Consider the following 26,219-nt stretch of genomic DNA (forward strand, 5'->3'; position numbering starts at 1 on the left):
CGATTACCACTAACCTGGGGATCTTTGTGTTGCAGTGGGGTGGGTGGATCTAGCCTCGGGTTTGCAGCGCTCTTTCGTTCCATTCGCGAGCAAGCCCGCTCCCACCTTCGATCGCATTTCCATGGAAGAACGCAGTCAATGTGGGAGCGGGCTTGCTCGCGATAGCGGTGTGTCAGTCAAGGAAGTGTTGACTGACCATTCGCTATCGCGAGCAAGCTCGCTCCCACAGGGATTTCATTGAATTCTGGATAAGCGCTACGTCAGTACACATCCCGCCGATATCGCCCTTGCTCGACCAGCTTTTCCACTTCCTCGCGGCCCAGCACCAGATTGAGCACATGATCCACCCCTGACGCCATCCCTTGCAGGCTGCCGCACACATAGATCGCCGCGCCATCGGCCAGCCACTGCTTGAGCAGTGCCGCGGATTCCAGCAGGCGATCCTGGACGTAGATTTTCGCTTCCTGATCCCGTGAAAAGGCCAGGTCCAGGCGCTCCAGGTCGCCGGAGGTCACCCATTCCTGCAGCTCATCGCGGCAGTGGAAATCATGCTCGCGGTTGCGCTCGCCAAACAGCAGCCAATTGCGCTGCATGCCCTCGGCAACGCGGGCCTTGAGCAAGCTGCGCAGGCCGGCCAGGCCGGTGCCGTTGCCCAGCAGGATCATTGGCACGCCCTGGGGCGGCAAATGGAAGCTGCTGTTGCGGCGCACTCGCAGGCTGATGGCGCTGTCCAGCGGCGCGTGTTCGGTGAGCCAGCCGGAACCGACGCCCAGGCGGCCATCGGCATGACGTTCCTGGCGCACGATCAACTCCAGTACGCCGTCGGCCGGGATCGACGCGATGGAATATTCGCGCGTCCCCAGCGGCGCCAGTGCTTCCACCAGTGCCTGGGCATGCAGGCCTACCAAATGGGCGCGGCTTTCTGGCAGTTGGCGGGTCGCCAGGGCTTGATCAAGGCTCTGGGACAAACCATCGATTTGCACGCGAGCGTGGCCGGAGAGGCCGAGGCCATCAAGGAAGTGTTCGATAGCCCACGCATCATTGCGCGGCAGGATTTCCACCAGGTCGCCGGCCAGCCAACTGCTCGGGCCGGGGGCGGTGAGGCCCAGCAAATACACCCCCGAGCCGCTGCTGTCGGGGTTGAGCAGGGTGCGTTGGCCGAGCGTCCAGTTCTGGAAACTTGGCGGCTGCCAGGCGTCCGCCGGGGCGTGGCCGGTCAGTTCGGCCAGTTGTTGCTGCCAGTGCCGCAAGGCATAGGGGTCGCCGCTGTCCACTTCCACCGGCGCAAACAGCGTCTTGCCGCCGTGCTCCGCCAGCCAGGCATGCAGGCGCCGGGCGAAGCCGCAGAAGTTCTCGTATTGGCGGTCGCCCAGGCCCAGTACCGAATATTGCAGCCGCTCCAGGCTCAGGGCCTGGCCCAGCACCTTGCGTTCGAAACCACGAACGCTGTCGGGGCCTTCACCGTCGCCAAACGTACTGACGACAAAGAGCGCGCGGGTGGCGCTGTTCAAATCCTGCTCACTGACGCCAGCCAGTGGCTGGACCTTTACCGGCAGCCCGGCGGCCTGGAGTTGGCCGGCAGTCTGCCAGGCCAATTGCTCAGCGAATCCGCTTTGGCTGGCGAAGCCGATCAACCATGCCGGGGCATCACCAGGGCGTTCGGCCAATGCCTGGCGAGCCTGGCGGACCTGGCGCTTCTTGCGCCGGCGGTCCAGGTACAGCAGCCAGCCGGTGATGAAAAACAACGGCATGGCCAGCGCGGCAACCGTCATGAGGATCCGGCCGACCAACCCGAAATAACTGCCGACATGCAGCGCGTAGATGCTCGTCAGCAATTGGGCCTTGAGACTCTTGTCGCTGTAGCGGCTGTGACGGCTGATAGCGCCAGTGGCCGGGTCGAGGATGAGTTGATTCAGTGCGCGGTCATGGGGCGAGTTTTTCAACAGATAGAAGACGGTCGCCGGTTGCCCGGCTACCGGCGGCATGCGCACGTTATAGGCCGACAGGTCGGGACCGGCGGCGCTGTAGATGCTGCTCCACATCGCCCGATAATCGGCGATCGGCGCCGGGCCGTTTGGCACGGGGTCGCGGTTGCGCACGCGCTCATCCTTGGGCGAATCGGAGAGCAGGCGAGTCACGCCCTTGTTGTACCAGTCGTAGGACCAGGTCAGCCCGGTCAGGGCGGCCAGGAGGTAGAACACCAGGCACCAGGTGCCCGCCACCGAGTGCAAGTCCCAGTTGAAACTGCGACCTTTCTTGGCCCAGTCGAGGGTCAGCCAGGCGCGCCAGTTTTTCCATTGTCGCGGCCAACGCAGGTACAGCCCGGACAGGCAGAAAAAAATCAGGGTCAGCGTGCAGGCGCCGGTGATCTGCCGGCCCACGTCGTCCAGGGTCAGGACGCGGTGCAGGCGCAGCACCAGGCCAAAGAAGTCCTGGCCCACCACATCGCCCATGAACTGTGCGTTGTAGGGATTGAAATAACGCATCGGCCCGCGTTTCTCTCCGGGCGGAGCCGTGAAGATCACCCGTGCGGCATTGCCGCTATCAGTGTCGACCCAGAGCATGTTGACGGTCTCGCCGGACGCGGCTTCGATCCGTTCCACCAGTTCAGCGGGCGGCAGGACGCCCGCCGGTTGCTTTTCAACCGTCAGCACCTGCGGGTTCAGCGCCCGCAGGATCTCGTCCTGAAACGACACCACCGCACCGGTAATGCCCATCAACGCCAGCACCAGCCCGGCGCTGACGCCGAAAAACCAATGCAACTGGAACAGGGTTTTTTTAAACACGTTGCTCGCCTTGTTCATTCAAGATTGTTCGTCACGGCGTGCATTATGCCGTGTGTTATCGAGAACCATTCATAAACACACCTAAAAGCCCCGATCATTTGCATGAGCGGGGCTTTTTTGGCCTGCTGCGTTCCTTTGTGGCGAGGGAACTTGCTCCCGCTCGGCTGCGCAGCAGTCGTCATCCTCGGAGGGCTCGCTTCACGGCCTAGCGGGAAGAGCGCACGCGTGACGCTGGTGGTGTCAGTGCTAGCGTAGTTGCGGGAAATCGCGCGTTCCAAGGATCGTTCGGGGCCGGATTGGACAGCGAAGTACAGTTGTTTCCGCGCGCTTTTTTTAAGCGTTTACTTAATGGCGCCATTCCTGGCGAAAGCTATTCAAATGATCGGCAAGGACGGCTGATTCCCTCAGGAATGTCAGGATAACGGTCTCGAGCTCTGCGGAGGTGCCATGGTTGTTGAGGTTCAGAAAGTGGCCGATGGAGCCGGACAGCTGGCTGATTTCGTTGCTATAAGCTTCTCTTAACGGTGGAACCGATTGTGCTTCGACCAGCAGTTGGTGGCGATTCCTGAGCACACCGAGCTCTTTCTGGGTGAGCGCCGATGTCTCGCGATGCCGATCCAGCTGTATTTGTAGTTGGTGCCTGGCTTCGATCAGGTTGTCATATTTGATGCTGCCGACGACGAGGCCAAGCAGTTTGCCTGCCACGTCTACACCCTGTCGAATGAGCTTGAGTTGTGGCGGGGATAAACTCATTAAGCCAAGGGTACCGGCCGTAAGCAGCAGATGCTTGATTAGCGAAAAGCCATTGGTCGATTCGAGCAGCTTGATGCTCTCGTTCAGTTTCGTTTCTTGTACAACCAGGCGTCGTATCGTCGTTTGTTCATTGCCCGCCCGTAACTCGGTCTTGTTGATAGTGTCGTCCAGTTCTCGGGTCCGTTGCTCATTGTCGCTGAGCGTGACAGCGTTCAGGCTCGTCAGGCTTTTATCGAGTGCGACCACGTGTTTATCTGTTTCAGACAAGGCGTCGTCGATGAGTTGCTTGATTTCCTGGCTGAAACTTTCAATAGCTTCTTGCTCTTCGGGTGTGGGGTTTTCCCGAAGCTTTTCAATCACGCCGTGTAACCGCACTATTTGGTTCGCTTGCAACGCAACGGGAATCTGAGTAGCGGCGCGTTTCGCTTGGTCGTCGGTGTTGTTGAGCGCTTTGCGAAGTGCAGTGAATTCCTCAGCGAGGGCCGGAATGTATAGATTGCTCAACATACTGATCTTGTGATTGAGTTGGGCGCGGTAAGCCTGGATCTCTTTAATATCCGGTAAGGTATAACCGGTTTCGGTCTCAATGGAGTGAGTGCGGGACATTGCGTAATTCTCGAATGTGGGGGGCAGGAGCGCTGAGCTGAGAGAGAGAGTTTGCAGGGGCGTGGGTTTAAAGGCGCCGAGGAATAAAGTTTCATTGGTGGCGTTGTTGAAAGCCGTCAATAAATCATGCGCTTGTTCTTTGATGCGCGTCCAGTTATACGCCATGGTGCTGAGCCGAGCGGCAAAGGAGACCAGATACATTGCATTTGTCACGCCGTTCACCCGGCTGCAGGAAGTATCGATATAAGTCTGGATAAGTTCCCACAGGCTTTCGAGGTTCGAGGAACTGCCGGCGGCGCTTTCCACTCGAGCTTTCAGCTCATGCATATCTGTTTCGAGTGAGTTTAAATGCGCCAAGAGCTTATGATTGGTTCGGAGCGTTTCCTCGATAGTTCGCCGTTCATCTATTAACTCTTGCTGGTACCGGCGGGCCCTCTGGGCTTTTTTGCCGAAGACCGTGGCTGTAACGACGAGGCCAGGCAGGCCTCCGACCAGCCCCCACCATTTTTTCTTGGAATAACTCTCGATCTCAGCCTGCCGGTCATTTATTCGCTCGCTTAGCACCAGGAGCCGCTCGTTTTGTCTTATTGTATCCTCGCCGAAATCCTGACTATTGATCAACGCCAGTTTCAGATCCAGGGCAGGTTTTATCGAGTGGTTAATAGCGTCTTTGAACCGGGTGATTTGAGCCTTTACAGTATGAGTGCTCTTGCTGCGTTCCTCGATCAACTCTTTAAGTTGGTCGGTCAGCCCCGGCAAGTTATAGGATCTTGGCAGCTCCTCGGGCGTCAGCTGTATTTCCGGAAGGTTTTCTATCTCCTCGGGCGACAGGTGGCCGATTTTTCCGGCGCCGGAAATAAAGCTGGGTATCGTATTAAGATATTGAATAATTTCGTTGCTGATAAAGATCAGATTGTCAGCGAATACGTGGAGGTCCGAGCCGACTGTTTTCATGCCTGCTTCAATTTTCGACCAGGTTTCGGAATGGTCTTTTATTGACGTGTACAGGACTTGCATATCGGCAGAGCGAAGGCCATTGACGTTGAGTTGATCGTATTTATAGATCTGCTCTATTTCTGCTGCATTCGTCGGCAACGCCAAGCCTCGCATTATGTAGCGTTTAATATTTCTGATGTCGTCGTGAGTGACCAGTAGGCCTTTTTCTCGTTCGACCCCGGGAAGCGTCCCGGAAACAGCACCCATGAATTGTGTTGTTAACGTATTGAACGCCCTGGAAGCGATAGGGGTGTCGTCAAGGGTTGACATATAAAATTCTTTTTTTATTGCGTCGCGGCATCATGCCGTGGGTGGGAGGTTAGTGGGGACTTCCGGTGAAGTTAAGTAAAAAAGGTTTGCGACCTGTAACGTAGTGGCGCGTCGATGGGGATTGAGCATTAACGCCGCGTTTGAAGTGTCAACTACCTGTGCGGGCGTTTGTGACAGGCATAAAAAAAGGCCCGTGGAATCGGGCCTTTTTTGTTTTTACGGTATTTACACGTAGTACGACTTCAACGGCGGAAACCCATTGAATTCCACCGCGCTGTAGCTGGTGGTGTAGGCACCGGTCGACAGCCAGTACAGGCGATCACCAATGGCCAGGTTCAACGGCAAACCGTACTTGTAGTTTTCGTACATGATGTCGGCGCTGTCGCAGGTCGGGCCGGCGATGACCACTTCTTCCATCTCGCCTTTCTTCTCGGTCCAGATCGGGAACTTGATGGCTTCGTCCATGGTTTCGATCAGGCCGGAGAACTTGCCCACGTCCGTGTACACCCAACGCTCGACGGCGGTGCGGGACTTGCGCGCCACCAGCACCACTTCGCTGACCAGGATCCCAGCGTTGGCGATCAACGAACGGCCCGGCTCCAGGATGATTTCCGGCAAGTCGTCGCCGAAGTCTTCCTTGAGGAAACGGATGATTTCCTCGGCATAGGTTTCCAGGCTGTTGGTGCGGGTGATGTAGTTGGCCGGGAAGCCGCCGCCCATGTTGATCAGCTTCAAGACGATGCCGTCTTCTTCTTTCAAACGCTCGAAGATTACCTTGACCTTGGCGATGGCAGCGTCCCAGACGCTGATGTCGCGCTGTTGCGAGCCGACGTGGAACGAGATGCCGTACGGCACCAGGCCCAGGTCGCGGGCCAGGATCAGCAGGTCCATGGCCATGTCGGTCTGGCAGCCAAACTTGCGCGACAACGGCCAGTCAGCGGTGGTCGAGCCTTCGGTGAGGATCCGCACATAGACCTTCGAGCCCGGCGCGGCCTTGGCGATGTTGCGCAGGTCGGCTTCGGAGTCGGTGGCATACAGGCGCACGCCCTTCTCGTAGAAGTAACGGATGTCCTTGGATTTCTTGATGGTGTTGCCGTAGCTGATCTGCTCCGGGCCGACGCCACGGCTCATGACCTTGTCCAGCTCGTAGATCGAGGCAATGTCGAAGTTCGAACCTTTTTCCTTGAGCAGGTCGATGATTTCCACCGCCGGGTTGGCCTTGACGGCGTAGTAGACCTTGGCGAATTCGAAACCGGCACGCAGGTCGTCATAGGCCTGGGCGATCATCGCGGTGTCGATCACCACGAACGGGGTTTCCTGCTTGTCGGCGAACGCTTTCATTTTCTGGAAAGTTTCGCGCGCGAAATAATCTTCGACCTGGATCGACATACTTGGGACTCCTACTGGCAAACATCAGGATCAATGGGTTTGAGGGCAAGCTGCCCCCGCGAACGTCCTCCGTATCCCCACTTTGGTTCGCCTACTTCCCAAGGCATGTCGCCGAAAGCAAAAAGGCCACGGGATGCATGATGCCCTTGGCCTTGCTGTCTCGTCGTCAGTACTTGAGCCGGATGGATCGTTTCCAGCATGGACGTTCGGCGCGAACTTTAGGGCGTGAGGGGCCTGAGATCAACTAAAAATGTCGCGTTTTTGCACGTCTCCGTCGTGCGGTGCGCGACAGCCCATGATGTAACCGACCGGTGTGACAGGTTGATGTTCCCTTGGATCGGTTTTCGAGTTGGCGCAATGTGCGTTGCTTTTGTGGCGAGGGGATTTATCCCCGCTGGGCTGCGCAGCAGCCCCAAAGGCTGAAATGCTCTAAACCTGACACACCGCAGTGGCGGGTCTCAGGACTGCTTCGCAGTCCAACGGGGATAAATCCCCTCGCCACAAGCAAGCTCCCTCGCCACAAAAAGCAGCCGTGCTTGGTCAGACTGAGGCAGTCTCAGCCGGCGAAACAATACTGGTCTTGCCCCCACGGGACTTGCCGGAGCTCAAGTACTCGGCAATCGATTCCTGGGTCACTTCGCCCAGGAACACCCGCTCGGCGTCCAGCACCGGCAGCCACGAGCGATTGAACTCGTACATGCGCGACAGCAGGATCCGCAGGTGCTCGTCGTAGGCCGCGGTGGCGTTGAATTCCCGCAGGAATTGTCCGCAGGTACCGGTCTGACGGTGCAGGTCGCGACGACGCACATACCCTAGGGCCTTGTTCTCGGCACAGGTGACCACCACGTAGCGCCGGTCATGTTCGTCCATCAACTCCAGCGCCTCGCTCACCGGCGTTTCGGGGCTGACCGACGGGGCGTTGTCCGCCGCGTCTTCGGCCTTGACCAGCAGCAGGCGCTTGAGCGTGCTGTCCTGGCCGACGAAGTTGCTGACGAACTCGTCGGCCGGGTGCGCCAGCAACGTGTCCGGGTGATCGCACTGCACCAGCTTGCCGGCGCGGAAGATCGCGATCTTGTCCCCCAGCTTGATGGCCTCGTCGATGTCGTGGCTGACCATGATCACGGTCTTGTTCAGCGCCCGTTGCATCTCGAAGAACTCGTTCTGGATCATCTCGCGGTTGATCGGGTCGACCGCGCCGAACGGTTCGTCCATCAGCAACAGCGGCGCATCGGCCGCCAAGGCGCGGATCACACCGATCCGTTGCTGCTGGCCACCCGATAATTCACGCGGGTAGCGGTGCAGGTATTGCTTGGGTTCGAGCTTGATCATGCTCATCAATTCGCGGGCGCGGTCGTGGCACTTCTGTTTATCCCAGCCGAGCAGGCGCGGGACGACGGTGATGTTTTCCTCGATGGTCATGTTCGGGAACAGACCGATCTGCTGGATCACGTAGCCGATGTTGCGGCGCAGGGTCACTTCGTCGAGGCCGGTGGTGTCTTCGCCGTTGATCAAGACCTTGCCCGAAGTCGGCGGGATCAGCCGGTTGATCATCTTCAGCGTGGTGCTCTTGCCACAGCCCGACGGCCCGAGGAACACGCAGATCTCGCCTTCGTTGACGGTCAGGTTCACCGAGTCCACGGCTTTCACATCCTTGCCGTTGCTCTTGAAGGTTTTGCTGAGGTTTTGAAGTTCGATCATTTGAGGAGTCCTTTAGGAGTCAGCGAGCGTTGCAGCCATTGCAGAAGCAGGTCGGCGAAGATGGCCAGGAGACTGACCAGCACGGCGCCGACGATCAGCATCGACATGTCGCTGCGGCTGATGGAAGCGAGGATGAGCACACCCAGGCCACCGGCGCCGATGGTGGCGGCGATGGTCATGACACCGATGTTCATGACCACGGCGGTGCGCACGCCGGCCAGGATCACCGGCACGGCGATGGGCAGTTCGACCATGCGCAGGCGCTGGCCGAAGGTCATGCCGATGCCGCGGGCGGCTTCACGAATGCCCGGTTCGACGCCGGTCAGGGCCAGGTAGGTGTTGCGCATGATTGGCAACAACGAATAGAGAAACACCGCGGTAATCGCTGGCATCGGCCCCAGGCCCTGGCCGAATTTGGAGTAGAACGGCAACAGCAGGCCGAACAGGGCGATCGACGGAATCGTCAGCAGCACCGTGGCGCTGGCCTGCAACGGGCCGGCGAGGGCCGGGAAGCGGGTCATGAAAATGCCCAGCGGCACACCGATGACAATTGCCAGGGTCACGGCGATGCCCACCAGGGTGATGTGCTGCCAGGTCAGGTGCAGCACCAGCGGCCAGTCCAGATGGGAAAAGGCGTCAAGAAAATCCATGGCTTTTCCTCCAGGTCATTGGGTTGAGAGCAGCGAATGCTGGCGCAGGAAATCGGCGGCAACGGCGGAAGGGCTTTCATGATCGACGTCCACGCGAGCGTTGAGCTGGCGCATGGTTTCGTCGTCGAACAGCTCGGCCAGCGGCTTGAGCTGCGCGGCCAGTTGCGGGTGCGCGTCGAGGAACGCCTGGCGCACCACGGGCGCGGCGGTGTAGTCGGGGAAGTAATGCTTGTCATCTTCCAGCAGCTTCAGCTTGAAAGCGTTCAAGCGCCCATCGGTGGTGTAGACCAAGCCGGCGAATACCTGGCTGTTGCGCAGCGCGGTGTAGACCAGGCCCGCGTCCATCTGGCGGATGTTCTTGCGGGTCAGGTTCATGCCGTACTGCTCGACCATGCCGGCCAGACCGTCGGAGCGATTGGCGAACTCGGTGTCCAGGGCCACCAGATGGTTCTCGTCGGCCTCGGCCTGCAACACCGTGTTCAACTGGCTGATGGAACTGATCTGCGGGTATTTCTTCGCGACTTTTTCCGGCAAGGCCAAGGCGTAGGTGTTGCTGAATTTCGACGGCGTCAGCCAGACCAGGCCTTTTTTCGCGTCGAGTTCTTTTACTCGGGCATAGGACTGGGCGCTGTCGAGTTTCTCGGTGACATGGTTGTAGGCCACCAATGACACGCCTGTGTATTCCCAAAGCAAATCCAGTTGCCCGGTTTCATGGGCGCTACGGGCCAGGTTACTGCCCAGTCCGCCAGTGATTTGCGCGTCATAGCCTTTATTGCGCAGGTATTGCGCGGTGATTTCCGCCAGCAAGGTCTGCTCGGTGAACACCCGGGCGCCGAGGCGGATCAGCGGTTTTTCTGCGGCTTGGGCAACCCCTGCGAACAGCAGCAGGCAGCCCAGGATCAAACTCAACTTCTTCATAACGATTCCTTTATCCAGCCAGGCTCAGGACGGTCGCAGACCGCGTTCCAGCCAGAGGCGGCTGGCCAGTGTCACCAGGCCGTCGAGCAGCAACGCGAGCAGGGCGGTGCAAGCGGCGCCGAGCAGCAATTGCGGCTGGTTGTTCAAGGCAATGCCAGGAAAGATCAGGCTGCCGAGGCTGTTGGCGCCGATCAGGAATGCCAGCGGGGCTGTGCCGACGTTGATCGCCAGGGCCACGCGCACGCCGCCGACGATGATTGGCACGGCGTTGGGCAATTCGACTTTCCACAGCACCTGGCGCGGGGTCATGCCGATGCCGACGGCGGCTTCCTTGAGGGAGCCCTGGACGTTTTTCAGGCCTTCATAGGTGTTGCGCACGATGGGCAGCAGCGAGGCGAGGAACAGCGCGAAGATGGCGGGACCGCTGCCAATGCCCAGGACGCCGAGGGCGATGGCCAATACGGCCAGGGGCGGCACGGTATTGCCGATGTTGAACACTTGCATGAAGCGTTCGGCGCGCCCGACCATGCCGGGGCGGCTGAGGAAGATGCCAGCGGGGATGCCGACAATCAGGGCCGCCAACATGGAGGCCAGGACAAGCATCAGGTGCGCTTGCAGGTAGAACAGCAGATCGTCGCGGTAACGTTGGATCGTATCGATGCCGATCCAGTGGACCAACAGGGCCAGGAGCGCGACGACGACCGCACCCCCGATAAGCCCTTTGCCATAGCGGATAGCCACAGGCGGACTCCTTTGTCTTTCAGTCGGCGCACGCTTTCCCGGGCGGCAAACCATCACTGGTTGCCGGGAAAACGTTCGCGAGAAGCAGCTCTTTTCGAGGCCGGTAAAACGACGTCGAAGCGAGCCATGAGCGCAGCCTCGTCAGGCTAACTTGCTGATTTTCAAGGCCCTGACGGTTGCTCGTATCAGGGGGTGGACGCCTCCACGGGGCAAAAGGTTCCCATCCTGAGCAGCATTTGGCCACCCCGGATGTGCTCAACGGTTCGGTGCCTGGTACACGTTGGGCTATAGTTTCTGCCCTTTTTTGAGTCACCCGTCAGGCGATTTCCCATGACCAAACATCCCGTATGGAACTGGCCGGGATCGGGCAGGATTGGCGTTTCAAGGCTGATAACGGGGTCTGGCGTGTGGCTTTCGCGTTCGATCCGGAAAGGAAAGCAGTCCTGCTGGTGGGTGATGACAAGTCAGGCGGCAGCCAGAAAAAATTCTATAAGGACTTGATCAAGACAGCAGATGGCCGTTTTGACCGGCACCTGAGCACACTGAAGAAAGGGTAAGGCAATGGCTAAGTCAATTGACGAGATTATGAAAGGGCTTCCCGCGGCCCGTCGACAGAAGATCGAACAGCGCGGCGCAGAGCTCATTGCAGAACAGATGACCCTGCAGGAACTGCGCAAGGAGCTGAATCTCACGCAGGAGACTATGGCCGGTCTTCTCCACATGAAGCAAGGCAACGTCTCTAAAGTGGAGAAGCGTACCGACATGCTGCTCTCTACGCTGCGTGAATATGTTGAGGCTATGGGGGGAACGCTGGAATTGGTTGCCCGGCTTCCAGGTCGTGGCCCCGTGAAGCTGGAAGGTCTTCGTGACCTGAACGCGGACTTCAAGTAAGAAAAAAGGCCATCCAGACGGATGGCCTTTTGGTTTTTCAGTCAACCTCTTTCGGCGAGGGCGCAGTTCCAGCCAAGCGCTATCGGGCATCGTACCGAGCACTCCCGTCCGCCCTTTGTTACAATGCGCGGTTCCCTGTACTGGCCTGTGCAATCGGCCAAAAGCAAATTTTTCAGTGTGTGCATAACAGCATGCACAATCGAGATTTTGAACGATGTCCGACAGCAAAATTGTCAATGAAGTCAATGCCAGACGCACGTTTGCCATTATTTCCCACCCCGATGCCGGTAAGACCACCATCACCGAGAAGCTCTTGCTGATGGGCAAGGCGATTGCGGTGGCCGGCACGGTGAAATCCCGCAAGTCCGACCGCCATGCCACCTCCGACTGGATGGAAATGGAAAAACAACGGGGTATTTCCATTACCACGTCGGTCATGCAGTTCCCGTATCGCGATCACATGATCAACCTGCTCGACACCCCGGGCCACGAAGACTTCTCCGAAGACACCTACCGCACCCTGACCGCGGTGGACTCGGCGCTGATGGTCCTCGATGGCGGTAAAGGCGTCGAGCCACGGACCATCGCGCTGATGGACGTCTGCCGTCTGCGGGACACGCCGATTGTCAGCTTCATCAACAAACTCGACCGTGACATCCGCGACCCGATCGAACTGCTCGACGAAATCGAAGCGGTCCTGAAGATCAAGGCGGCGCCGATCACCTGGCCGATCGGCTGCTACCGCGACTTCAAGGGCGTGTACCACTTGGCCGACGACTACATCATCGTCTACACCGCCGGTCACGGGCACGAGCGCACCGAAGTCAAGATCATCGAGAAGCTCGACTCCGACGAAGCCCGCGCCCATCTGGGCGACGAGTACGATCGTTTTGTCGAGCAACTGGAGCTGGTGCAGGGCGCCTGCCATGAGTTCAACCAACAGGAATTCATCGACGGCCAGCTGACCCCGGTGTTCTTCGGGACCGCCCTGGGCAACTTCGGCGTCGACCATGTGCTCGACGCCGTGGTCGACTGGGCCCCGCGTCCGCTGCCGCGTGTTGCCAACGAGCGCACCGTGGAGCCGGTGGAAGAGAAGTTCTCGGGCTTCGTGTTCAAGATCCAGGCGAACATGGACCCCAAGCACCGCGACCGCATCGCCTTCATGCGCATCTGCTCCGGCAAGTACGAAAAAGGCATGAAGATGCGCCATGTGCGCACCGGCAAGGACGTGCGCATCGGCGACGCCTTGACCTTCTTCTCCTCGGAGCGCGAGCAACTGGAAGAGGCCTTCGCCGGTGACATCATCGGCCTGCACAACCACGGCACCATCCAGATCGGCGACACCTTCACCGAAGGCGAAGCCCTGGGCTTCACCGGCATCCCGCACTTCGCCCCGGAACTGTTCCGCCGCGTGCGCCTGAAGGACCCGCTCAAGTCCAAGCAACTGCGCCAAGGTTTGCAGCAACTGGCCGAAGAGGGCGCCACCCAGGTGTTCTTCCCGGAGCGCAGCAACGACATCATCCTCGGCGCCGTCGGTGTGCTGCAGTTCGACGTCGTCGCCAGTCGCTTGAAAGAGGAATACAAGGTCGAGTGCTCCTACGAGCCGATCACCGTGTACTCGGCGCGTTGGGTCGAATGCGGTGATAAGAAGAAGCTCGAGGAATTCTCCAACAAGGCTGTGGAAAACCTTGCGCTGGATGGTGGTGGACATTTGACCTACCTGGCGCCTACGCGGGTGAACCTGGCGCTGATGGAAGAGCGCTGGCCAGACGTGAAATTCCGCGCGACGCGGGAGCATCACTAAGCAGTAAGTGTGACCCATTGTGGGAGCGAGCCTGCTCGCGATAGCGCTGGACCAGTCAGCATTTATGTTGAATGTGCCGCCGTCTTCGCGAGCAAGCTCGCTCCCACATTGGTTTTGTGTCAGATCCTCAATCTCCCGGTCAGCCACAATTTCCTGTGGGAGCGAGCTTGCTCGCGAAAGCGGTGGGTCGGCTTGCATGAAAGCGGGCTGGCGCACGGCTCGTCAGCCCTCTCTTTAGGGCCAGTCGCTAACGCGGATCGACGATATCCAGCGCCCGATTCGCCAGCAATTCACTCATCTCGATCACCTGAAGAATACCCATCGCAACCTGTCGGCGAGAGCCTTCAAGGTCGAATGCCAGGTCGCTGATCATGGCGTTGGCGGAGGCGAGGTTTTCGCTGAGGTTGGCGAGCAGGCTTTCGCTATCGACCCCTTCCACCACAGTGAAGAGCTGGCGCGCTGGCGGTTCTTTCTTGGCCTGTTCCGGCTTCAAGTAATAATCGAGCGCCCGCTCAGTGGCTTCGTGGAATTTTTCCGGGTCTAGGCTGGAATAGGCAGAGGTGGGGTCTGATTCGGGTGGGTTCGGTGTGGCTTTGAACATGGTGATGCTCCTATGGGAATAGAAGCCGCCAAGACCTGTCGCTAAACAGAATGGTGGCGACTGTACGCAGGTTAGCGAACCGGACATAGGCACCCGGTAGACCCGAAGGTCTCCCACATACAGCCGCCATAACGATTGCGGTGAGATCCCGCAATAAGGATGGCTGCTTACGTGCCTATGGTTCAGGTCGCTAAACCCGACCGCTGAATTTCAGCGACCCGGTAACCATAAAGACCCACCCCAAAGCGCACAAGCGGGCGGATTCTGGCTTAGTTGTAGGCAAAGGCGCAAGGCAACGTAGCCTCGGGACGAGCGTTCCGTGTTACCGGGTATTTGTCTGTAGGGCTCAATGCCCGGCGGCCCCAAAAGGGTTTTGGTTTGGCACTGCTTTGTGACCACACCCATTCAAATTGTGGGAGCGGGCTTGCTCGCGAAAGCGGTGGGGCAGCCTGCCTGGATACTGGATGTGGCGGCCTCTTCGCGAGCAAGCCCGCTCCCACAAGGGAGGTTTGTGGCGTTAGTAGATTTGGGGATAAGGCTTATTCGAAACCATTCTGTACAGCGACGGCATTTCTGGCTGTACGGGGGCGTCTTATCTGGTGAACCGGGCGGTTCAGAACTAGATTTTGTTGAGCGCCGTCGGGCCCCGGCTTTATCCGGAAAGAAGGAATTGGCTATGAATAAGCTTCTACGCATGATGTTGCTATTGAAGGTTTTGGTGATGTTGTCCCTGGGCTCCACCATCGCGTGGGCGGAATGTGATCAGCATGATCAGCACGCATCGAGTGGGCAGGTTGCGCAGGGTGAGTTGATGCTTGCCGCGACCGATGCGGACGCAGGCGATCCAGACGATGGCGAGGATGACGATGGTTCGCCGGTTGATCCGCCGGATGGTGATGAGGATGAAGAGGGCGATAGCCAGACGTAGGGCTATAGCCTAAAGAAAACCCCTCCAGCCCCAACTGATATTCAGTCGGGGCTGGAGGGGTTTTTAATGTCGGATGCATGACCCAAGGTGAAATTTTACCTCTGTGGCGAGGGGATTTATCCCCGCTGGGCTGCGCAGCGGCCCCAAACCAGGCAACTCGGTGCGCCAGGAAGATTGAGTTCATTGCTTTAGGGCTGCTGCGCAGCCCAACGGGGATAAATCCCCTCGCCACAAGAGCTTATCTACCTTCTGCTTTATGCAGCGCCGTCGAGAAACCGCTCAGCGTAGTGACACGCCACCAGCCGGTTATCCAACGGACGCAACGCCGGTTCTTCGGTCTTGCAGCGCTCGGTCGCGTACGGGCAGCGCTTGTGGAAGGCGCAGCCGGACGGTGGGTTGAGCGGGTTGGGCAGTTCGCCGACGATCTTGATCTTCGGCTTGTTCGGGTCCGGGTGGATGGTCGGGGTGGCCGACAGCAGCGCCTGGGTGTACGGGTGCAGCGGGCGGCTGTAGATGGACTCGTTGGGGCCCATTTCCACCGGGCGGCCGAGGTACATCACCATCACGTCGTCGGCGACGTGCTGCACCACCGCCAGGTTGTGGGAAATGAACACGTAGGCGGTGTTGAATTCCTGCTGCAGGTCCATGAACAGGTTCAGCACCTGGGCCTGGATCGACACGTCCAGCGCCGACGTCGGTTCGTCCGCCACCAGCACCTTGGGTTGCAGCATCATGGCGCGGGCCAGGGCGATGCGCTGGCGCTGGCCGCCGGAGAACATGTGCGGGTAGCGCTGGTAATGCTCGGGGCGCAAGCCCACCTGCTTCATCATCGCCTGGACTTTCTCGCGCCGCTCGGTGGCCGACAGGTTGGTGTTGATGAGCAATGGCTCGGCCAGTTGATCACCAATTTTCTGCCTTGGATTAAGAGACGCATAAGGGCTTTGGAAAACCATCTGCACGTCTTTGCGCAGCTGCTTGCGTTCGGCCTTGTTGGCGCCGGCCACTTCCTGGCCAGCGATTTTCAACGAGCCGGCGGACGGCTCTTCAATCAGCGTCAGGGCCCGGGCGAGGGTGGATTTGCCGCAACCGGATTCGCCCACCACGGCCAGGGTCTTGCCGGCTTCCAGTTCGAACGACACGCCGTTGAGGGCGCGCACGGTCGCGTGGCCCTTGAACATGCCACGGGACACTTCGTAATGACGGGTCAGGTCACGGGCGGTAAGTACGACGGCCATCACGCCACCTCCTGGTTCAACGGGTAGAAGCAGCGGGCGAGGCTGTTGGATTTTGGATCGAGCGCTGGGCGCTGTTGACGGCAATTGTCCTGCACGTACGGGCAGCGCGGCGACAGCAGGCAGCCTTGTGGGCGGTCATAGCGACCGGGAACGATGCCGGGCAATGTCGCCAGGCGCTCGGCGCCCATGCTGTGTTCCGGGATCGCCGCCAGCAGCGCTTCGCTGTAGGGGTGGGCCGGAATGTCGAACAGCTGCGGCACCTGGCCGACTTCCACGGCTTGGCCGGCGTACATCACGCACACGCGTTGGGCGGTTTCAGCGACGACGGCCAAGTCGTGAGTGATCAGCACCAGGCCCATGTCCTGCTCTTTTTGCAGGGCCAGCAGCAGGTCCATGATCTGCGCCTGGATGGTCACGTCGAGGGCGGTGGTCGGTTCGTCGGCGATCAGCAGCTTTGGCTCACCGGCAATCGCCATGGCAATCGCCACGCGCTGGCTCATGCCGCCGGACAGTTGATGCGGGTAGGCATCCATGCGGCTGGCCGCGCCGGGAATCTCGACTTTTTCCAGCAGCTCGATGGCGCGCTTGCGGGCGGCCTTGCCGGACATCTTCAGGTGCAGGCGCAGCACTTCTTCGATCTGGAAACCCACGGTGTAGCTGGGGTTGAGCGCGGTCATCGGATCCTGGAAGACCATTGCCAGGTCCTTGCCGACGATCTGCCGGCGCTGGCGGTTGCTCAGCTTGAGCATGTTCTTGCCGTCGAAGTTCAGCGCATCGGCGGTGACGATGCCGGGGTGCTCGATCAGGCCCATCAGCGCCATCATGGTCACGGATTTACCCGAGCCCGATTCGCCGACGATCGCCAGGACTTCGCCTTTTTCCACACTCAGGTCCAGGCCGTCGACCACCGGCACGGCGGTGGCGTCGCCGAAGCGGACATTGAGATTCTTGATTTCTAGCAGTGACATGGGAATCTCCTCAGGCGGCATTCTTGAGTTTCGGGTCCAGCGCATCGCGCAGCCCGTCGCCCATCAGGTTGATTGCCAGCACGCTGAGCAAAATGGTCAAGCCAGGCAGGCTCACGACCCACCAGGCGCGTTCGATGTAGTCGCGGGCCGAGGCCAGCATGGTGCCCCACTCCGGGGTAGGCGGCTGCACGCCGAGGCCGAGGAAACCCAGGGCGGCGGCGTCGAGGATCGCCGAGGAGAAGCTCAAGGTCGCCTGGACGATCAGCGGTGCCATGCAGTTGGGCAGCACGGTGATGAACATCAGGCGCGGCAGGCCGGCACCGGCCAGGCGGGCGGCGGTCACGTAGTCGCGGTTCAGTTCGCCCATCACGGCGGCGCGGGTCAGGCGCACGTAGGATGGCAGCGAGACGATGGCGATGGCGATCACGGTGTTGATCAGGCCTGGGCCGAGGATGGCGACGATCGCCACGGCCAGCAGCAAGGATGGCAGGGCCAGCATGATGTCCATCAGGCGCATGATGGTCGGGCCGAGGATGCGCGGGAAGAACCCGGCGAACAGCCCCAGCAGGATGCCCGGGATCAGCGACATCACCACCGATGACAAGCCGATCAGCAACGACAGCCGCGAGCCTTGGATCAGGCGCGAGAGCAGGTCGCGGCCCAGTTCGTCGGTGCCCAGCAGGAATTGCATCTGCCCACCTTCCAGCCAGGCCGGCGGCGTCAGCAGGAAGTCGCGGTATTGCTCGCTCGGGTCGTGCGGCGCGACCCACGGGGCGAAGATCGCGCAGAACACGATCAGGATCATGAACAGCAGCCCGGCGACGGCGCCCTTGTTGCGGGAAAACGCGTGCCAGAATTCTTTGTACGGGGACGGGTACAGCAGGCTTTGATCGACTGCTACCGCGGTAGTTGGAGTACTCATGGTCTTGATCTCAGCGCTGGTGACGGATGCGTGGGTTGGCAAAGCCGTAGAGGATGTCCACGACGAAGTTGACCAGAATCACCAGGCAGGCGATTAACAGGATGCCGTTCTGCACCACGGGATAGTCCCGGGCGCCGATGGCTTCGATCAGCCACTTGCCGATGCCCGGCCAGGAGAAGATCGTTTCGGTCAGGACCGCGCCGGCCAGCAGCGTGCCGACTTGCAGGCCGACCACGGTCAGCACCGGGATCAGCGCGTTGCGCAGGCCGTGGACGAACACCACGCGCGACGGCGACAGGCCCTTGGCCTTGGCGGTGCGGATGTAGTCTTCGCGCAGTACTTCGAGCATCGAAGAGCGGGTCATGCGGGCGATCACCGCCAGCGGAATGGTGCCCAGCACGATGGCCGGCAGGATCAGGTGATGCAGGGCATCGAGGAACGCGCCCGGCTCGTCGGCCAGCAGCGTGTCGATCAGCATGAAGCCGGTTTTCGGCTCGATGTCGTAGAGCAGGTCGATCCGTCCCGACACCGGCGTCCAGCCCAGGGACACCGAGAAGAACATGATCAGGATCAGGCCCCACCAGAAGATCGGCATCGAATACCCCGCCAGGGAGATGCCCATCACCCCATGGTCGAACAGGGATCCTCGCTTGAGTGCCGCGATCACCCCGGCCAGCAGGCCCAGGATACCGGCGAACAACAGCGCGGCCATGGACAGTTCCAGGGTCGCGGGAAACAGTGAGCTGAACTCGGTCCATACGCTTTCACGGGTGCGCAGCGATTCGCCGAGGTCGCCGTGGGCCAGTTTGCCGATGTAGTCCAGGTACTGGGCATACAGCGGTTTGTTGAGGCCAAGGCGTTCCATTGCCTGTGCATGCATTTCGGGATCGACCCGACGTTCGCCCATCATCACTTCCACGGGGTCGCCGGGGATCATGCGAATCAACGCGAAGGTCAGCAAGGTGATGCCGAAGAACGTGGGGATCAATAATCCCAGTCGGCGGGCAATAAAACTAAACATCTTCAGGTGTACCTCATCAGCCGGTTAGGCGTGCCCTTGGACGCTTGAGGTCAAGCGTCGAAGGGCGTTTTCTTATCTACTTCACCTGGGTGGTGGCGAAGTTATTGGTGGTGAGCGGGCTAATCACGTAGCCCTCTACGTTGCTGCGCATTGCCGTGAACATCCGGGTGTGGGCCATGCTGATCCATGGCTGGTCCTGGTTGAAAATCACCTGGGCCTGCTCATAGAGTTTGGCGCGCTCCTCGGGGTTCACTGAGGCGCGTGCCTGGTCGAGCAGCGCCTGGAATTTCTCGTTGCACCAGCGCGCGTAGTTTTCGCCGTTCTTGGCGGCCTCGCAACTGAGCATAGGCGTCAGGAAGTTATCCGGGTCGCCGTTGTCGCCCGCCCATCCGGCGGACACCATGTCGTGCTCGCCGTTTTTCGCGCGCTTGAGCATTTCGCCCCATTCCATCACGCGAATGTCGACCTTGATCCCGACTTTCGCCAGGTCGGACTGCATCATCTGCGCGCCGAGCATCGGGTTGGGGTTGGTCGGGCCGCCGCCGTTGCGGGTAAACAGGGTGAACACGGTGCCTTCCGGCACGCCGGCTTCCTTGAGCAATTGGCGGGCCTTGTCGAGGTCGCGGGCCGGGTTCTTCAGATTGTGGTTGTAGCCCAGCAGGGTCGGCGGGTAGGGGTTGACCGCCGCGGTGGCGTTGCCCTTGCCGAACAGCGCGTTGACGTAGGCTTCCTTGTCGAAGGCCAGGTCGATGGCTTTGCGCACCCGCACGTCGCTCATGTATTTGTGGCTGGTATTCATGGCGGTGTAGGAGACGGTCATCGCGTCCAGCTCGGTGACCTTCAGGTTCGGGTCTTTCTTGATGCTGGGGATGTCATCGGGCTTGGGGTACAGCGCGATCTGGCACTCGTTGGTCTTGAGTTTCTGCATGCGCACGTTGTTGTCGGTGGCGATGGCCAATACCAGCGCATCGGCTGGCGGCTTGCCACGGAAGTAGTCCGGGTTGGCCTTGAAGCGAACCTGGGCGTCCTTGTTGTAGCGCTGGAACACGAACGGGCCGGTGCCGATCGGCTTGCTGTTGAGGTCGCCGGTTTTGCCTGCCTTGAGCAACTGGTCGGCATATTCGGCCGGGTAGATCGAGGAGAAGGCCATGGCGATGTCGGCCAGGAACGGCGCTTCGCGGCGGGTCAGGGTGAACTTGACCGTGTGCTCGTCGACTTTCTCGACGTTTTTCAGCAGTTCCTTGAAGCCCATGCTTTCAAAGTACGGGAAGCCCACGCTCGACAGTTTGTGCCACGGGTGGTTCGGGTCCAGCTGGCGCTGGAAACTCCAGACCACATCGTCGGCGTTCATGTCGCGGGTCGGCTTGAAGTAATCGGTGGTGTGGAACTTGACGCCCTTGCGCAGGTGGAAGGTGTACGTCAGGCCGTCGTCACTGATGTCCCAGGATTCGGCCAGGGCCGGAATCACTTCGGTGGTGCCGGGCTTGAAGTCGGCCAGGCGATTGAAAACGGTTTCTGCCGCAGCGTCGGCGGTGACTGCAGTCGTGTACTGGACAATGTCGAAGCCTTCCGGGCTGGCTTCTGTGCAAACCACCAGGGGCTTGGCCGTGGCGCCAACGGCGACACTCAGCAGCGCGGCGGCGATGGCGGCGCGTAGGGGGATCATGTTCATCGTCAATCCTCTGCAATCGGGTAATTGGCAAAAGACCGGGCGGGCGACCTTGTGAGTCGACCGCCCGGTGGCAGTTTAGAGAATGTTGAACGGGATGGTGGTGACCAGGCGGAACTCGTTGAGGCTGCCGTCGGCCTGGTTTTCGCTGGCGCGGTGTGCGGTGTAGGTCGCACGGATCGCGGTGGCTTTCAGAGGGCCGCTCTGTACGGCATAGGACGCGCCGACGCCGTATTCATAGTGGTGCTCACCGTCCATGGCCCGCACGTCGCTATAACCGGTGCTGTTGTAGTGCGTGCCGTCGATGCCCCAGCCGCGCGCCTGGTAGATGTTGAACTTCAGGCCTGGTACGCCGTATTCGGCCATGTTCAGGCCATAGGCGATCTGGAAGGATTTCTCGTTCGGGCCGTTGAAGTCCGACAGCAGGGAGTTGGCCAGGTAGATGCCGTTGGTTTCGTGCAGGTAGTCGAAGTACTCGTTACCGTTCACTTCCTGGTATGAGAAGGTCAGGCTGTGGGCCTGGTGCGTCAGACCGAACGACAGGGAATAGGTGTCGTTGTCGATTTCACCCAGCTTGCTTTTGCCCGAATCCACGGTCTTGTAGTAGTTCAGGCCGGTGGTCAGGCTCAGTACCGAGCTGTCGCCCAGCTCGTGGGTGGCGCCGAAGTAGTACTGGTTCCACATGTCCTCGGCCTGGGTCGCCCAGAGGCTGGTCTTCAGGCTGGCCAGTGGCTGGTAAGTGATACCGGCGGTGTTGACGTGATCGGTCTCGACGCTGCTGTCACCGTATTCGGAGCGGAACTTGCGCTGGCTCTCTTCGGTACGTGGCGAGTTGCGGTCGAAGGTGGCGATGTCGAAGCCCAGGTTTTCGAACTCTTCGCTGTGCAGGCTCACACCTTGGAAGCTGGAAGGCAGGGCACGGTTGCCGATGACGTCGACCATCGGGCTGCTGAAGTTCTGGCGGCCGGCGGTCAGGGTGGTGTTGGACACGCGGGCCTTGACGTTGGCCAGGCCCAGTTTGCTCCACTGGCCCACAGCGTCGCCGCCTTCATGGGTCAGGGTACGGTTGTTGCCGGCCCCAGGACGGGTGGTCGGTGCACCGCCATTGTTGGACGCCAGGTCCTTGCGATCCCGGTCGAGGGCGATGGCATTGTAGGCCGCCACTTCGGTGCTGAAGCCTACGGTGCCTTCGGTGAAGCCCGAGTTGTACTTGATGATGGTGCCTTGCAGCCAGTTGATACGGCGATCGGTCTCGCGTGCTTCGCCGTTCTTGCGATAGGTGAGTTTCGTGCCGCGCTTGAATTGCTCGTTGGCGTACCAGTTGCGCGTGCTACCCGTGACGGATTGGCCGTCGATGAAGCCCTTGGCTTCGCTTTGCTCGCTGGTGGTCTTGAGGGTCACTGGGGTGACTGCCTGGCTCTGGGATTCAGCGTAAGCCGTGGCCGTAACGCTGCTGATGGCCAAGGCCAGTATCGCGGTGCTGCTCAGTTTCATCGGTAACGCTCCTTTTCTTTCTTTTTCATGCCGTTCTTTTTTGGTGATACGGCTATCGGTTTGGAACTCATTTGCAGCTTGCAAACGTTTGCTTTGCGCCTGATCGGCGAATTAAGGCAAGACTTCTGCGTGAGGGCTTCCAGGGAAGCCCTCGCTGTGCGGCTAAGCGGTTATGGGTTCAGGCTGACGCCCGAGAAGACGTTGCGACCGAAGGGGCTGACCTTGAACCCTTCGACTTTGGCACTCAGCGGCTGGTTGACCGTCGAGTGGGCAACAGGGGTGATCGGCACTTGCTGCTTGAGCAACTGCTGGGCCTGTTTGTAGAGCACGGTGCGCTGGTCGCGGTCGGTGACGACCTTGGCCTGCTTGATCAGCTTGTCGTAATCCTGGTCACACCACATGGAGTAGTTGTTGCCGCCAATGGCGTCGCAGCTGTACAGCGTGCCCAGCCAGTTGTCCGGGTCCCCGTTGTCGCCGGTCCAACCGATCAGGCTGATGTCGTGCTCGCCGTTCTTGGTGCGCTTGATGTATTCGCCCCATTCGTAGCTGACGATCTTCACCTTCAGGCCGATCTTCGCCCAGTCGGCCTGGAGCATCTCGGCCATCAGCTTGGCGTTGGGGTTGTACGGGCGTTGCACGGGCATGGCCCAGAGGGTGATTTCGGTGCCTTCCTTGACCCCGGCGGCCTTGAGCAACTCCTTGGCTTTTTCCGGGTTGTAGGGCGTGTCCTTGATGGTGTCGTCGTAGGACCACTGCGTCGGCGGCATGGCGTTCTGCGCCAGTTGCCCCGCACCTTGGTAAACGGCGTTGAGAATGCCTTGCTTGTTCACCGCCATGTCCAGCGCCTGGCGCACTTCGACCTGGTCGAACGGCTTGTGGCGGGTGTTATAGGCGATGTAGCCGAGGTTGAAACCCGGTTTTTCGATCAGTTGCAGCTTGGGATCGTTCTTCAAGGCCGGCACGTCGGCGGGACGTGGATGCAGGGTGACCTGGCATTCGTTGGCCTTGAGCTTCTGCACCCGCACCGAGGCGTCGGTGTTGATGGAGAAGATCAGGTTTTTCAGTTTCACCCGTTCCGGCGCCCAGTACTTGTCGTTGGCGACATAACGAATATTGGAGTCTTTCTGATAGCTCTTGAACTCGAACGGCCCGGTGCCGATCGGCTTCTGGTTGATGTCGCTCGGCTTGCCGCCCTTGAGCAGTTGGTCGGCGTATTCGGCCGAGAGAATCGCGGCGAAGCTCATGGCAATGTTCTGGATGAACGCGGCGTCGACGCTGTTGAGCGTCATTACCACCGTCAACGGCCCGGTTGCTTCGACCTTGGCAATGTTCTTGTTCAGGCTCATGCCGTTGAAGTACGGGAACTCGGTGGGGTAGGCCTTGCGGAACGGATGCTGCGGGTCAAGCATGCGGTTGAACGTGAACAGCACGTCGTCGGCGTTGAAATCCCGGGTCGGCGTGAAGTAATCGGTGGTATGAAATTTCACCCCTTCGCGCAGGTGGAAGGTGTACTTCAAGCCATCTTCGGAAATGTCCCAGCTCGTCGCCAGGCCTGGGACTACATTGGTCGCGCCTTTTTCGAACTCGGCCAGGCGGTTGTACAGCGGTTCGGCGGCATCGTTATCAGTCGCGGTGGTGTACTGCGCGGTGTCGAAACCGGCGGGGCTGCCTTCGGAACAAAACACCAGGCTGCCACCGGCGGCCTGGGCTGCGGAGGTGGCGGCCAACAGGCCGGTGCCCAGCAATGCGGATAAAACCAAGGTATGGCGCATGACGCTCCCTCTCTCGTTTCGGGGTGTTGATCAGTGATCCGGTGTCCTTCCGGGGACAGGTCCGGAGCACTGGGCTCATTCCATTGCGTAAACAGCGATGTCACAGGGCCAGCAAACCGGCAGCCCCGACGTTATGGGTCGTGGGCCAGGCGGTAAATGCGGAAACGCCTGAAAGACTTGTGGGAAAAGGCGACACGTCCTAAACCGACTGCTGTGGGACGCAGTGCTTTTGGATGTAGGCAATTTCCTAGGTCTTGGTCTCGGCAGACAGGGCGACGGCATGGCGTGGGAGCGAGTCCTGCTCGCGATGGCGTCGTTGATAGTCCGCCATCGCGCTTAAAAAAGAGGCCGCTACGCCCGAAGCGTCGGACCGGCCCAGCGGGAGCAAGCTCCCTCGCCACAGGTCACCTTACTTGCTGACGCTGACGCCGTAGAAGGAGTTCAAGCCAAAGGGGCTGATCTTGAAGTCCTGCACGTTGGCGCGCATGGGTTGATACACCGTCGAGTGAGCGATAGGTGTCATTGGCACAGCATCCTTGAGGACGTGTTGCGCCTGCTTGTACAGTTCGGTGCGCTTGGCCTGGTCGGTGGTGCGCTTGGCTTCTTTCACGAGGCCATCGAACTTCTTGTCACACCATTTGGAGAAGTTGTTGCCGGCCAGCGAGTCGCAGCCGAACAGCACGTTGAGCCAGTTGTCCGGGTCACCGTTGTCACCGCTCCAGCCAATGATCATGGCCTGGTTCTCGCCGCCCTTGGAACGCTTGATGTACTCGCCCCATTCGTAGCTGACGATGTTGACGTTCAGGCCGATTTTCTTCCAATCGGACTGCAGCATCTCGGCCATCAACTTGGCGTTCGGGTTGTACGGACGCTGCACCGGCATCGCCCACAGGGTGATGTTGGTGCCTTCCTTGACGCCGGCTTCCTTGAGCAGCTCCTTGGCTTTCTCAGGATCGTACTTGGCGTCCTTGATGGTGGTGTCGTAGGACCACTGGGTCGGCGGCATGGCGTTGACCGCCAGTTGGCCGGCGCCCTGGTACACCGAGTCGATGATCTGTGGCTTGTTGACCGCCATGTCCAGCGCCTGGCGGACCTTCAGGTTGGCCAGCACGTTCGGCTCGTTGCTGCCCTTGATCTTGTCCATCACGTTGTAGGCGATATAGCCCAGGTTGAAACCCGCCTGGTCAGGCATCTTCAACGCTTTGTCTTCCTTCAGGGCCTTGAGGTCGGCCGGGCGTGGGAAGAGGGTGATCTGGCATTCGTTTTTCTTGAGCTTCTGCATGCGCACCGACGGGTCGGTGGTGATGGCGAAGATCAGGTTGTCGATCTTCACGTCGTCAGGCTTCCAGTAGTCCTTGTTCCCGGTGTAGCGGATGTTGGAGTCTTTCTGGTAGCTCTTGAACACGAACGGGCCAGTGCCGACCGGCTTCTGGTTGATGTCCGGGGCCTTGCCTTCCTTGAGCAGTTGGGCGCCGTATTCGGCGGACTGGATCGAGGCGAAGCTCATCGCCATATTCTGGATGAACGCGGCGTCTACATCCTTGAGGGTGAACTTGACGGTGTGGTCGTCGACTTTATCGATCTTGGTGATGTTGGTGTCCATCCCCATGTCGGTGAAGTACGGGAATTCGGTCGGGTACGCCTTACGGAAAGGGTCGTCCTTGTTGATCATGCGGTTGAACGTGAACAGCACGTCGTCGGCATTGAATTCACGGGTCGGCTTGAAGTACGAGGTAGTGTGGAACTTGACGCCTTCACGCAGGTGGAAAGTGTAGGTGAGGCCGTCTTCGGAAATGTCCCACTTGGTGGCCAGGCCAGGAATCACGGCGGTGCCGCCGCGCTCAAACTGGGTCAGGCGGTTGAACATGGTTTCTGCAGAGGCGTCGAAGTCGGTTCCGGTGGTGTACTGACCAGGGTCGAAACCGGCCGGGCTGCCTTCGGAGCAGAACACCAGGTTAGTCGCGGCGGAAGCGAAAGGAGCGCTGGCTAACAAGCCTGCGCCGACTAAAAACGGAATGACCGCGTGTTTAAGCATGTTGGCCTCATGATTTGTTGTCATTTTTGGATTTGAGGGCGACCTCGTGAGTCGTCCTGCGGATACTTATGC

20 protein-coding genes are annotated in these 26,219 nt (G+C 59.8%); 4 read left to right on the plus strand and 16 right to left on the minus strand.

All coding sequences use genetic code 11. The features are described from left to right. Positions 1–260 precede the first annotated feature (260 nt). The 7 genes from JMN22_RS04140 to JMN22_RS04170 form a co-directional block, all read right to left on the minus strand. A complete protein-coding gene (locus JMN22_RS04140) occupies positions 261–2,786 on the minus strand; it encodes a PepSY domain-containing protein (RefSeq protein WP_198797781.1) in 2,526 nt (841 codons plus the stop codon). Positions 2,787–3,131: 345 nt separating this feature from the next. Further along, positions 3,132–5,411, minus strand: a complete 2,280-nt coding sequence (locus JMN22_RS04145) for an alpha-xenorhabdolysin family binary toxin subunit A (protein WP_198797780.1) — start codon at positions 5,409–5,411, stop codon at positions 3,132–3,134. Positions 5,412–5,636: 225 nt separating this feature from the next. Further along, complete coding sequence (locus tag JMN22_RS04150; RefSeq protein WP_030139810.1) at positions 5,637–6,800, minus strand: type III PLP-dependent enzyme; 1,164 nt, start codon at positions 6,798–6,800, stop codon at positions 5,637–5,639. A gap of 540 nt (positions 6,801–7,340) precedes the next feature. Further along, positions 7,341–8,498, minus strand: a complete 1,158-nt coding sequence (locus JMN22_RS04155; RefSeq protein ID WP_198797779.1) for an osmoprotectant ABC transporter ATP-binding protein OsmV — start codon at positions 8,496–8,498, stop codon at positions 7,341–7,343. Then, positions 8,495–9,148: an ABC transporter permease gene (locus JMN22_RS04160; protein ID WP_030139812.1), complete on the minus strand. Its 654-nt coding sequence runs from the start codon at positions 9,146–9,148 to the stop codon at positions 8,495–8,497. Before JMN22_RS04160 ends, JMN22_RS04155 begins: the two co-directional genes overlap by 4 nt. Before the next feature lie 15 nt (positions 9,149–9,163). Next, positions 9,164–10,066, minus strand: coding sequence for a glycine betaine ABC transporter substrate-binding protein (locus JMN22_RS04165; protein ID WP_030139813.1), 903 nt, complete (start codon positions 10,064–10,066; stop codon positions 9,164–9,166). A gap of 24 nt (positions 10,067–10,090) precedes the next feature. Beyond that, positions 10,091–10,807 (minus strand): ABC transporter permease subunit, encoded by a 717-nt coding sequence (locus JMN22_RS04170; protein ID WP_198797778.1) that lies wholly within the window; start codon positions 10,805–10,807, stop codon positions 10,091–10,093. 347 nt (positions 10,808–11,154) lie between these two features. On the opposite strand from JMN22_RS04170, the gene JMN22_RS04175 reads away from it, so the two are divergent. The 3 genes from JMN22_RS04175 (at position 11,155) to JMN22_RS04185 (ending at position 13,502) form a co-directional block, all read left to right on the plus strand. After that, entirely contained in the window at positions 11,155–11,364 is a 210-nt protein-coding gene (locus JMN22_RS04175; protein WP_198797777.1) for a type II toxin-antitoxin system RelE/ParE family toxin, read from the plus strand. 4 nt (positions 11,365–11,368) lie between these two features. Continuing rightward, the gene (locus JMN22_RS04180; protein ID WP_030139816.1) at positions 11,369–11,698 is read left to right on the plus strand and encodes an XRE family transcriptional regulator; all 330 of its coding nucleotides are present in this window, start codon (positions 11,369–11,371) and stop codon (positions 11,696–11,698) included. 214 nt (positions 11,699–11,912) lie between these two features. Next, positions 11,913–13,502 carry a peptide chain release factor 3 gene (locus tag JMN22_RS04185; protein WP_030139817.1) on the plus strand — a complete coding sequence of 530 codons (1,590 nt, stop codon included), beginning with the start codon at positions 11,913–11,915 and terminating at the stop codon, positions 13,500–13,502. A gap of 247 nt (positions 13,503–13,749) precedes the next feature. On the opposite strand, the gene JMN22_RS04190 is transcribed toward JMN22_RS04185, so the two are convergent. After that, on the minus strand, positions 13,750–14,103 hold the full coding sequence (locus tag JMN22_RS04190; protein WP_030139818.1) for a DUF6124 family protein: 354 nt from the start codon (positions 14,101–14,103) through the stop codon (positions 13,750–13,752). Positions 14,104–14,779: 676 nt separating this feature from the next. Here JMN22_RS04190 and JMN22_RS04195 point away from each other — a divergent pair. Continuing rightward, positions 14,780–15,031, plus strand: coding sequence for a hypothetical protein (locus JMN22_RS04195; RefSeq protein WP_030139819.1), 252 nt, complete (start codon positions 14,780–14,782; stop codon positions 15,029–15,031). A gap of 254 nt (positions 15,032–15,285) precedes the next feature. Here the strand turns inward: JMN22_RS04195 and JMN22_RS04200 are convergent, their stop codons facing one another. From JMN22_RS04200 to JMN22_RS04235, 8 genes are all read right to left on the minus strand, one after another. Further along, positions 15,286–16,266 carry a peptide ABC transporter ATP-binding protein gene (locus JMN22_RS04200; protein ID WP_030139820.1) on the minus strand — a complete coding sequence of 327 codons (981 nt, stop codon included), beginning with the start codon at positions 16,264–16,266 and terminating at the stop codon, positions 15,286–15,288. Continuing rightward, positions 16,266–17,234 (minus strand): ABC transporter ATP-binding protein, encoded by a 969-nt coding sequence (locus JMN22_RS04205; RefSeq protein ID WP_014336599.1) that lies wholly within the window; start codon positions 17,232–17,234, stop codon positions 16,266–16,268. Before JMN22_RS04205 ends, JMN22_RS04200 begins: the two co-directional genes overlap by 1 nt. A 10-nt stretch (positions 17,235–17,244) precedes the next feature. Further along, complete coding sequence (locus JMN22_RS04210; protein ID WP_030139821.1) at positions 17,245–18,156, minus strand: ABC transporter permease subunit; 912 nt, start codon at positions 18,154–18,156, stop codon at positions 17,245–17,247. A gap of 10 nt (positions 18,157–18,166) precedes the next feature. Beyond that, positions 18,167–19,177 (minus strand): ABC transporter permease subunit, encoded by a 1,011-nt coding sequence (locus tag JMN22_RS04215; RefSeq protein ID WP_030139822.1) that lies wholly within the window; start codon positions 19,175–19,177, stop codon positions 18,167–18,169. 76 nt (positions 19,178–19,253) lie between these two features. Next, positions 19,254–20,849, minus strand: a complete 1,596-nt coding sequence (locus tag JMN22_RS04220; protein ID WP_198797776.1) for an ABC transporter substrate-binding protein — start codon at positions 20,847–20,849, stop codon at positions 19,254–19,256. A gap of 75 nt (positions 20,850–20,924) precedes the next feature. Then, the gene (locus JMN22_RS04225; protein WP_198797775.1) at positions 20,925–22,340 is read right to left on the minus strand and encodes an OprD family porin; all 1,416 of its coding nucleotides are present in this window, start codon (positions 22,338–22,340) and stop codon (positions 20,925–20,927) included. 170 nt (positions 22,341–22,510) lie between these two features. Continuing rightward, positions 22,511–24,112, minus strand: a complete 1,602-nt coding sequence (locus tag JMN22_RS04230; protein WP_030139825.1) for an ABC transporter substrate-binding protein — start codon at positions 24,110–24,112, stop codon at positions 22,511–22,513. A 409-nt stretch (positions 24,113–24,521) separates the two neighbouring features. Next, positions 24,522–26,147 (minus strand): ABC transporter substrate-binding protein, encoded by a 1,626-nt coding sequence (locus JMN22_RS04235; RefSeq protein ID WP_030139826.1) that lies wholly within the window; start codon positions 26,145–26,147, stop codon positions 24,522–24,524. Positions 26,148–26,219: the final 72 nt, after the last annotated feature.

Source organism: Pseudomonas sp. HB05 (assembly GCF_016756915.1).
Taxonomy (GTDB): Bacteria; Pseudomonadota; Gammaproteobacteria; order Pseudomonadales; family Pseudomonadaceae; genus Aquipseudomonas; species Aquipseudomonas alvandae.

Coding starts and splice junctions, on each gene's coding strand:
- JMN22_RS04205 (WP_014336599.1), bottom strand. CDS start 17,234: ATGTCACTGCTAGAAATCAAGAATCTCAATGTCCGCTTCGGCGACGCC.
- JMN22_RS04185 (WP_030139817.1), top strand. CDS start 11,913: ATGTCCGACAGCAAAATTGTCAATGAAGTCAATGCCAGACGCACGTTT.
- JMN22_RS04220 (WP_198797776.1), bottom strand. CDS start 20,849: ATGAACATGATCCCCCTACGCGCCGCCATCGCCGCCGCGCTGCTGAGT.
- JMN22_RS04160 (WP_030139812.1), bottom strand. CDS start 9,148: ATGGATTTTCTTGACGCCTTTTCCCATCTGGACTGGCCGCTGGTGCTG.
- JMN22_RS04225 (WP_198797775.1), bottom strand. CDS start 22,340: ATGAAACTGAGCAGCACCGCGATACTGGCCTTGGCCATCAGCAGCGTT.
- JMN22_RS04155 (WP_198797779.1), bottom strand. CDS start 8,498: ATGATCGAACTTCAAAACCTCAGCAAAACCTTCAAGAGCAACGGCAAG.
- JMN22_RS04165 (WP_030139813.1), bottom strand. CDS start 10,066: ATGAAGAAGTTGAGTTTGATCCTGGGCTGCCTGCTGCTGTTCGCAGGG.
- JMN22_RS04150 (WP_030139810.1), bottom strand. CDS start 6,800: ATGTCGATCCAGGTCGAAGATTATTTCGCGCGCGAAACTTTCCAGAAA.
- JMN22_RS04180 (WP_030139816.1), top strand. CDS start 11,369: ATGGCTAAGTCAATTGACGAGATTATGAAAGGGCTTCCCGCGGCCCGT.
- JMN22_RS04145 (WP_198797780.1), bottom strand. CDS start 5,411: ATGTCAACCCTTGACGACACCCCTATCGCTTCCAGGGCGTTCAATACG.
- JMN22_RS04235 (WP_030139826.1), bottom strand. CDS start 26,147: ATGCTTAAACACGCGGTCATTCCGTTTTTAGTCGGCGCAGGCTTGTTA.
- JMN22_RS04200 (WP_030139820.1), bottom strand. CDS start 16,266: ATGGCCGTCGTACTTACCGCCCGTGACCTGACCCGTCATTACGAAGTG.
- JMN22_RS04195 (WP_030139819.1), top strand. CDS start 14,780: ATGAATAAGCTTCTACGCATGATGTTGCTATTGAAGGTTTTGGTGATG.
- JMN22_RS04175 (WP_198797777.1), top strand. CDS start 11,155: ATGGAACTGGCCGGGATCGGGCAGGATTGGCGTTTCAAGGCTGATAAC.
- JMN22_RS04230 (WP_030139825.1), bottom strand. CDS start 24,112: ATGCGCCATACCTTGGTTTTATCCGCATTGCTGGGCACCGGCCTGTTG.
- JMN22_RS04210 (WP_030139821.1), bottom strand. CDS start 18,156: ATGAGTACTCCAACTACCGCGGTAGCAGTCGATCAAAGCCTGCTGTAC.
- JMN22_RS04215 (WP_030139822.1), bottom strand. CDS start 19,177: ATGTTTAGTTTTATTGCCCGCCGACTGGGATTATTGATCCCCACGTTC.
- JMN22_RS04190 (WP_030139818.1), bottom strand. CDS start 14,103: ATGTTCAAAGCCACACCGAACCCACCCGAATCAGACCCCACCTCTGCC.